A 1288-nucleotide genomic window follows, 5' to 3' on the forward strand; every position below is an offset into this window, starting at 1 on the left:
ATAGGAAATTCTTTGGAATGTTCTATTACACAAAAAAGGCACATTCTTTTTATATGAATGGGAAAGGAAATGCGGATGAAACGCTATGATGACGTAAATATAATCAAGGCATACGCCTGTCTGGCGGTTTTTGGAAGTCACTGGTTCGGTACATTCGGGAGTTGGGGCAGCAATAAGGTAAATACACTGATGGAAATAGGACCGCTTCCCCTGTTCCGCTATGGAACCTTCGGGGTTAGCCTTTTTTTGATAATCAGCGGAATGCTGATAGCCGATAAGGTATATTCCGGGCGGTTTACTTCGTGGAGCTCGGAGATCCTGCGCCGCTATCTGAAACTGACCTGCCCGCTGACGGTCACCTTTCTGCTGGCATATCTATTTTACCGGGGCGGTCTCTTCTACACGGTGCGGGTTGCGCCGCGCCTGGAAAATGAGTGGCTGAGCAACTTTTACAGCTATCTGCCAGGCGGTCTGAAGGCGATCCGCTATGCCTGGTTTGATACAATCTTCAAGGCGGATTCAACGTACTATGGTCCATCCTGGATGCTGACCTACACTTTCATGGGAAGTATTCTGACTCTTGTACTTTCTTCCGCCCTCCGGGAAGTAGGAACCCGCCAGAAAATCCTGATTCTGGCAGGTGTCGCGGCAGTGCTGATCGGAATGAACAGCTTTTATATCTGCCTGCTTCTGGGAAATGGGATCTGTCTGCTGATGCGGGCAGTTGAGAAGTCCATGAAAGAAAGAGAGCGAAAAGAGAATCTGCTTAAAGATGGAGAAGGAAAATATGGCATCTTTGGTGCTGCCCTCTGGATTTTCAGCATCTGGTTCGTCCGAAAATCTTTCTGGATCGGAACCACATTGGGAGCGCATGGATTTCCAGGCGGACTCGGAACCATGGAATTCTATGGTCATGTTGCTGCATTCCTGATGATTTTAGGCTTCCGTCTCTTCTGGCTCGGCGGTCTGGAGACCTGGCTCCCGGAGACCCTCAAAAAAATTATTCTGTGGATCGGCGAGTATAGCATGGGAATCTTCCTGACACACTGGCTTGTGATTGCCAGCTTTTCCTGTTGGTTTTACAGCATTTATTCTGAGGCGGGAGAGAAGCTGGCGATCGGGGTGAATCTGGTTCTGAGCTGTATTTTAATAGGAATTTGTTCGAGAGTGTATGTCTGGCTGGTTGATGGGAAAATATTTCCATGTGTGTGGAAATGTGCGAAGAATATTTTAAAAGAAAATTGATAAAAATAGGAACTAAACAGAAAAAGTCCGGCATATGGCAGCT

Annotated in this window: 1 protein-coding gene; it reads left to right on the top strand. The window is 47.2% G+C overall.

Annotated elements, in window-relative coordinates; genetic code table 11:
* Window positions 1-57: 57 nt before the first annotated feature.
* On the top strand, window positions 58-1245 hold the full coding sequence (locus QVO97_RS05505; RefSeq protein ID WP_288189055.1) for an acyltransferase family protein: 1188 nt from the start codon (window positions 58-60) through the stop codon (window positions 1243-1245).
* The last annotated feature ends 43 nt before the right edge of the window (window positions 1246-1288 follow it).

The sequence above is a fragment of the Clostridium sp. CAG:43 genome (assembly GCF_000434655.1).
In the GTDB taxonomy this organism is placed as follows: Bacteria; Bacillota; Clostridia; order Lachnospirales; family Lachnospiraceae; genus Otoolea; species Otoolea fessa.